Raw genomic sequence first — 7,515 nt, 5'->3', positions numbered from 1 at the left:
CCGCCGATCAAGATATGATGTTTATTAAAGCCAGTGGTGAGTTAGCAGATAATCATCATTTGTCGGTAAGTATTGAAAAACGCGACGAAGAAGGGGATTTTTCAGCACGCCCTAACTGGGCGGTACAAGAAGGTGATGCTTTGTATCCAAGTGAAGCAGAGCGAGAGACTTACGTTGCTAATTATATATTTTCTCACAATAACTTATTGTATTTAGAGGCGACAGCATACAAAACCGAATCATCTTTTAATGGCGGCCGATTTGCTTGGCTTGCTGACATTGACACATATGGCTTAGATATTCGTAATACAAGTATTATTGATGAACATAAATTTGTTTATGGCGTTGATTATAGAAATGATGAAGTATCGAGTGGGTCTGCAGCAGGTGCAAAAGAAAATTCAGAACAAGGCAGTGTACTGGGTGTTTATGCACAAGGTTATAGTGATATTACTCCACAACTTTTACTGAGTTATGGGGTGCGTTTTGATAGTTATAAGTTTAAACAAGACATCTTATTAGATGAATATTACGGCACTGCAATTACAGAAAGCGCATCGAGTTTAGATGACAATGAACTGAGTTTTAATATCGGTTTAGCATACGACATTAATGATGCTTGGACAGTAGGGCTTGGGTATGCTGAAGCCGCGCGTGGTAAACAAATAGGTGATGGCTTTACCATTGATGGATATTTATATGACGGTTCAGATATTCCAGTAGCGGATGAAAGTTTAGTACCTGAGACCGTAGCTAATATTGAAGCATCCATAACGTACACTAATGAAAATTTATCCGCTAAGGCAAGTATTTATAATTCGTCTTTAGATGATGTGATATTTGAAGGGTATGAAGGAAACTCGGTTTATAACAATATAGGCACGTTAGAGACTAAAGGATTTGAGTTTGACCTAGCATATCGTTTAAATTCATTTGATTTCTTCATTGGATTTTCAGCTACTGATACAGAGCTTGACCCACGTGATGGGTTGTACAGTGTAAGTTATGATGCAATTGATATTAATGGCTATGAGTTTGTCGGTTTAGGGAATAGCAGAGGCAATACATGGGTTGCTGGCGTTGATTACGACATTAACACTGATGCAAAGGTTGGTTTTAGTGTAACTAAAGTCGATTCACTCGATATTAATACTCTTCATCAAGCTGTTGACCTTGGTTGGACCGATTCTTTATATACCCTAAATAAACCAAGCTATACCACTGTTGATTTATATGGGCAGTGGAATGTGACGAATGCATTATTATTTAATGTTGCTGTTACTAATTTATTTAATGAGTTATATATCGATCATTCAAGTGTGGGTGATTACAGTGAAGTATTTGGCACTGTTGTTGGTCCATACGAATCTGGGCGCGATATTCGCTTATCGATTTCTTATCAGTTTTAAGAATAAGTAACTTATTTTATGTTCTTAAAATTGTTTAAAAAGTGGGTCTTTTGGGCCCACTTAATTATAGGTCTAATCGCCGGTTTATTTATTTTTAGCATGTCGTTCACGGGTTTTCTATTAACCTATGAGCGACAGATTGTTGAGCTAGATGAAATGCGATTTACTGTAAATAACACCTATGTTCAACAGCGACTATCGACTGATGATGTTGTGGATATTTTGCGAAAATCGCATCCGAGTCAATCACATATTTATATTCGTTGGGTTAATCGAGAAGGGGCTGCCATTCCTGCCTGGGCTGGAAAGCATAGCTACTTATTACACCCTTATACAGGAGACGTGCTTCGTGAAGGAGAGGGGTTAGCGGCTGACTTTTTTCACGTTGTAACTGATATACATCGTTATTTATTACTGCATGGCGCTTCGCAGGTGATTGGTAAAAATATAAATGGCTACGCTAATCTATTTTTTATCTTTTTATTACTATCGGGTGTTTATCTGTGGTTACCAAAGCGATTTAACCGCTCTGCATTAAAAGGATATTTATTACTAGCAAAGAGTTACAAATCATCACATCATCGAAATAGGCAGTGGCATTTAGTTTTTGGAATTTGGTGTTTACCGGTTTTACTCGTTTTGTCATTAACGGCTACTTTGTTTCATTTTGATTGGGCAAATAAGGCACTGTACGGCGCATTTGGACAAAGTGTACCGGAGCGTGAAAAGCATCTACCAGTATTAGATTTATCGGCTGATGAAGTACTGTACGATACTTTATTTCAACAAGCTAAAGTACATGCAATTAATAATGGTGCTGCTGATTGGTATTCAATGTGGTTAGAATTAGGTGACAAAAAACACGAAGCACGTTTTTATATTGATACCAGTATCGGGAATCGCCAAGAATATGCGTATTCATTATTTTTAGATACTCGCACTGGTGATGCAATTAAAACGTTAAAAAAATCGGATTGGACGCGAGGCGATCAAGCATGGGGAACATCTCGATTTTTACATACCGGTGAATACTTTGGTTTTTTAGGGCAAACATTAGCTGGTTTGGCATCATTGCTCGCATGTTTTTTAGTGTATACAGGCATAGTTTTAGCATGGAAGCGATTGATAACTAAGCGCTAATTTACACTTATCGTCGAGTATTTGATTGCTTGATATGTGCGATTTGATATATAAAAATTTATTTTACACAAAAAAGCCAGCGCATTAGGCGCTGGCTTTTAGTATTCAAATGCTTACTTAGTTAATTAAGCGGCATTAGCTTCTTTTTTAACGCTATTACGCGCGGCTTTGCCTGCAAGTAAATCAGCCGGGTCAAAGTCATCAACGTTAATAACATCTAAACGAGATTGCTCAACAGCAGCTAGCTTGTCAGCCTCTGCTTGGCTTAAAATGCCTGCTTCAAGCCCTATTTGCGCTACTTTATCAAGCTGAAAGAATGGCAGTTTAAGGCCTTTCTCTTTACATACTCTTTCAAATAATGGCTCAACATCAAGGACGTCTTTAAGGGTTTGCTCTTGACGACCTACAAGGTTAAGTGGCTCATTTGTTAGGTATACGTAGCTTGCTAAACGGTTACGCGTTTCGCTAGGTACTTGTAGTAGTTGTGCTAGTTTATGCTCAAGTTGGTCAGTTGGTTTACGAACAGGGCGACCAAACGGGAATAACAATACTTTTAACACGGCGCGTAGTGGAGCCGAAGGCATGTTATTAATTAAATCAGCAAGTGCACGTTGGCAATGGTAAAGGTGATCTTGGCAACTCCATTTTACTAGAGCAAAATCTTCTTTTTTACGGCCTTCATCGTTGTAACGCTTAAGCGTTGCAGATACTAAGTATAGGTAACTAAGTAAATCACCTAAACGTGCTGAAATACGTTCTTTACGTTTTAGTGAGCCACCAAATACTGCCATGCTAATGTCAGACATAAGTGCAAGTGATGCACTAAAGCGTGACGCTATACGGTAAAATTCAGCGGTTTCGTCGTTGTACGGCACACTTGTAAAACGAGCGCCGGTAAGAGCAAGCCACTTAGTACGTACAAGGTTCGACATAGTAAAACCAATGTGACCCATTAGCGCTTTATCAAATACGTTAAGCGCCTCTTCGCGGTCTTCAATTTCGCACGCACCAAGCTCGGTAAGTACAAATGGATGACAGCGAATCGCACCTTGACCATAAATAATCATATTACGGGTCAAGATGTTTGCACCTTCAACGGTAATGGCAATAGGTGCACCTTGATAGCCACGACCTAAATAGTTATTTGGCCCAAGCATGATGCCCTTACCGCCAAGTACATCCATTGCATGAATAGTTGCATCACGCATTTGCTCTGTCAGGTGGTATTTTATTATGGCAGAAACAACCGATGGCTTTTCGCCTAAATCAACCGCACCCGTAGACATACTAACCGCAGCATCAGAGCTGTAAGCATAACCCGCAAGTTTAGCTAGTGACTCTTCAACACCTTCCATTTTACCAATAGGTAAACGGAACTGACGACGAATTCGGCTATAAGCACCTGTCGCAATAGCAATCATTTTAATGCCACCGGCAGAGTTTGACGGTAACGTAATTGCACGACCAACCGATAAACATTCAACCAACATGCGCCAGCCTTGACCAGCCATATCTGGACCACCAATAATGTAATCAAGTGGTACAAAGATGTCTTTACCGCGAGTAGGACCATTTTGAAATGGTACGTTAAGCGGGAAATGTCGACGACCAATTTCAACTCCAGGAGTATCCGTTGGAATAAGTGCACAGGTAATGCCTGGCTCTTTATTGTCGCCAATTAAGCCGTCTGGATCTTGTAATTTAAACGCCAGACCAAGTACGGTAGCAACTGGGGCAAGTGTAATGTAACGCTTATTCCACGTTAAACTAACACCCACAACCTCTTCGCCATTCCATTGCCCTTTACACACCACACCGTAGTCTGGAATTGAGCTTGCATCAGAACCCGCTTCTGGCGACGTTAATGCAAAACATGGAATTTCTTGACCGCTCGCTAAGCGCGGCAAGTAATGATCTTTTTGCTCTTTTGTACCATAGTGTTGTAATAATTCACCTGGGCCTAAAGAGTTTGGTACACCAACAATTGACGAAAGTAATGTTGATTTACTTGTTAGTTTTTGAAGTACACATGATTGTGCAAATGCAGAAAACTCTAAACCGCCGTATTCTTTTTTGATGATCATGGCAAAGAATTTATTATCTTTTAGATATTGCCATACATCTTGAGGAAGGTCGGTTAGTTCATGCGTTGCTTCCCAATCGTCCAACATGCTGCATACTACTTCAACAGGGCCATCTACAAAGGCTTGCTCTTCAATAGTAAGTTTAGGAACTGGATATTGGTGAAGTTTTTTCCAATCTGGGTTACCGCAAAATAAGTCAGCTTCCCACCACGTCGTACCGGCATCAATAGCTGATTTTTCAGTATCAGACATGCTTGGCGTTACTTTTTTAAACGTAGCAAAAATTGGCTTGATGATATATTGCTGACGAAGGCCAGTAACAGAAAGAGGAACCGCGATGATCAAAAAGATCAACCAGCTAATTAAACCAAAAGCACCCGCAAAGGTACCAATTAATAAAGTTATAGCCGAAACACCAAGTGCTGTGTTCCAACTTGCTCTGTGGTAAACCGCAGTGCAAAGCAACGCGATTAGAACCAGTGTAAATATGAGTGTCATTTTTATTCCTTAATAGAGGTCAGACCACCTCACTTAGAGTAGCGCTAGTAAGAGTAATTTTCAAGTACATAACGATGTTAAATTGTAGTAGAAAGTAACTTAAATACGATATTTAATTACCCGACAGAGGAACGCACAATAACTATCGTATAGTCAAAGCATTAACCGTAAGTAGTGTTAACGTAAAAATAAATAAATCTAATAGCAAAATGACATTTTTTAAGTAAGTATAGCCGTTATAGCGGGCTGCAAATTAGTGTACGCTTAATATACAAATATAACGCTATTTATTTTAATGTATGGTTTTTAAGGGTTATTTTATTAATGTGTGAATTACTTGGCATGTCAGCCAATGTGCCTACCGATATTTGTTTTAGTTTTTCAGGCCTTTTAGAGCGTGGCGGAAACACGGGACCACATAAAGACGGGTGGGGCATTACGTTTTACGAAGGTAAAGGTTGTAGAACCTTTAAAGATCCTGAGCCGAGTTATCAATCTGAAATTGCAAAGCTCGTTAAAGCATACCCAATTAAAAGTGTCTCGGTTATTAGCCATATTCGCCAAGGTAACCGTGGGCGAGTATGTCTTGAAAATACTCATCCTTTTACGCGAGAGTTATGGGGGCGTGAAATCACTTACGCTCATAACGGGCAGTTATCTAATTATCATGATTTAAAAACAGAGTACTATCGCCCAGTGGGTAACACCGATAGTGAACTCGCTTTTTGTTGGTTACTTGATAAAATTCGCGAAAAATACCCAAAGCGTCCAAGTAATATGGCGTCGGTTTTTAGATACGCTGCTAAGTTGTCGCATACGTTGCGTGAAAAAGGGGTGTTTAATATGTTATTGACCGACGGGGTGTTTGTTTTAGCGTATTGCACTAATAACTTACATTACATAACGCGCCGTGCGCCATTTGGTAAAGCAACGTTGATTGATGCCGACATGGTGGTTGATTTTCAACAAGAGACCACACCAAACGATGTAGTGACGGTAATAACAACAAGGCCATTAACTAACGATGAGCGTTGGCAAAAAATGGAGCCGGGAGAATTTGCATTGTTTAAGATGGGTGAGCTAATTTAGCCCACCTATTTTATTACTGATTTATTTAAAAGCTAGTTAGCTTCTTGAGGTTGTTGTGCTGTAGCAGGCGCAACAGCTGTAGGTGCAACAGCTGTAGGTGCAGTAACAGTAAATGAATTCATTTGAACTTCAAACTGCTCCATACCTTTTTCGCCTTTCCACATACGTACCAGCATGTAATCCATTTCTGGCGCAAACCACGCAATCGCTTGGCGTTTATCGTTATCGTATAAACGTTTTACTTTAATGGCTTCTACATTACCAATAGGCAACGAAATCATCTCGGTGCCAGATACTTCAAAGTTGTAGTCGCGGCGATTACCTTTTTTGTCTATAAGCGGAAATGAAAAGCTCGTTTCACCTTTTTTCAATCCTTCGCGCACTTGCACTTGGTACGAAATAGCATCCTGAAATTCATCAGTCCATTCGCATTTTAGTGGGTATTCGCTAGCGCTGCTAGTCACTACCTTATTTGTCGTATCAAAATCAATCTTATAATCTTTATCTGGGCCTGTACCGGTGCGGATCATATTGTAATGATGCGGGGTAACCTTACCATCTTTAAAGGTAAACTCTGATGTTTCTTCACGAGAATCAGAAAAGATCATCCACTCAATATTGCTGTGGTATGTTAGTTCATAAGTATCATCGCCCGTTTTTTTGAGCTCACGAACAGCCTCACCATGATTTTTACCTTTGCGTAAAATATCGTAATTAGCTTGATACTGGGTCAATTCGCCTGCAATTAGGCTAGTTGGAAGTAAAGCGCCCGCACATAACAACAGGGCACTTATTTTTTTATTGTGGGTAGTGCGCGCCGTGTGCAGGAAGTTGTTTTTTGTCAAGAACTGCATAATCTGCTTCCATAGTAAGTCTGTGTTCACTGAACCACTTGACCACCAAAGGATAAATTATATGCTCTTGTTCATGCACGCGTTTTGCTAATGTTTCTGCTGTATCATCCTTGAGTACAGGTATTTGCGCCTGAAGGATAACGGGACCGCCGTCTAATTCTTCAGTAACAAAGTGAACACTTACGCCATGAACATCGTCTTTTGCATCAATTGCTCTTTGGTGGGTATTCAGCCCCTGATACTTAGGCAACAAAGATGGATGAATGTTCAACATTTTTCCAACATATTTTTGCACTAAGCCAGGAGTAAGAATACGCATAAACCCAGCTAATACAACTAGATTTGGCATAAAAGAGTCGATAACGTTCATTAATTGCGCATCGTACGCTTCGCGCGAGTCAAAATCTTTATGACTGAGCACTTTTGTAGCAATACCGGCTT

At 39.9% G+C, this 7,515-nt stretch carries 6 protein-coding genes; 3 read left to right on the top strand and 3 right to left on the bottom strand.

The genetic code is table 11. The features are described from left to right. Together L656_RS0101460 and L656_RS0101455 are read left to right on the top strand one after the other, a co-directional pair. The coding region (locus L656_RS0101460; protein WP_024597923.1) for a TonB-dependent receptor domain-containing protein at positions 1-1,409 on the top strand (1,409 nt) is incomplete at its 5' end. An 18-nt stretch (positions 1,410-1,427) separates the two neighbouring features. Further along, positions 1,428-2,549: a PepSY-associated TM helix domain-containing protein gene (locus tag L656_RS0101455; protein ID WP_024597922.1), complete on the top strand. Its 1,122-nt coding sequence runs from the start codon at positions 1,428-1,430 to the stop codon at positions 2,547-2,549. 125 nt (positions 2,550-2,674) lie between these two features. Here the strand turns inward: L656_RS0101455 and fadE are convergent, their stop codons facing one another. After that, positions 2,675-5,131, bottom strand: a complete 2,457-nt coding sequence (gene fadE, locus L656_RS0101450) for an acyl-CoA dehydrogenase FadE (protein ID WP_024597921.1) — start codon at positions 5,129-5,131, stop codon at positions 2,675-2,677. A 324-nt stretch (positions 5,132-5,455) separates the two neighbouring features. On the opposite strand from fadE, the gene L656_RS0101445 reads away from it, so the two are divergent. Next, a complete protein-coding gene (locus L656_RS0101445) occupies positions 5,456-6,220 on the top strand; it encodes a class II glutamine amidotransferase (RefSeq protein WP_024597920.1) in 765 nt (254 codons plus the stop codon). Between the two features lie 32 nt (positions 6,221-6,252). On the opposite strand, the gene L656_RS0101440 is transcribed toward L656_RS0101445, so the two are convergent. Beyond that, positions 6,253-7,002: a DUF3108 domain-containing protein gene (locus tag L656_RS0101440; RefSeq protein ID WP_024597919.1), complete on the bottom strand. Its 750-nt coding sequence runs from the start codon at positions 7,000-7,002 to the stop codon at positions 6,253-6,255. Between the two features lie 16 nt (positions 7,003-7,018). Next, positions 7,019-7,515 (bottom strand): phosphoribosylglycinamide formyltransferase (gene purN / locus L656_RS0101435; RefSeq protein ID WP_024597918.1); only part of this gene is annotated, 497 nt, incomplete at its 5' end.

Source organism: Pseudoalteromonas sp. TAE56 (assembly GCF_000497955.1).
In the GTDB taxonomy this organism is placed as follows: Bacteria; Pseudomonadota; Gammaproteobacteria; order Enterobacterales; family Alteromonadaceae; genus Pseudoalteromonas.
Note: the sequence above shows the minus strand (reverse complement) of the source record. Positions and strands in the feature narration are given on the sequence as shown.

Bases quoted from the DNA above. Each gene is read 5' to 3' on its own strand.
- L656_RS0101445 (WP_024597920.1), top strand. From the start codon at position 5,456: ATGTGTGAATTACTTGGCATGTCAGCCAATGTGCCTACCGATATTTGT.
- fadE (WP_024597921.1), bottom strand. From the start codon at position 5,131: ATGACACTCATATTTACACTGGTTCTAATCGCGTTGCTTTGCACTGCG.
- L656_RS0101455 (WP_024597922.1), top strand. From the start codon at position 1,428: ATGTTCTTAAAATTGTTTAAAAAGTGGGTCTTTTGGGCCCACTTAATT.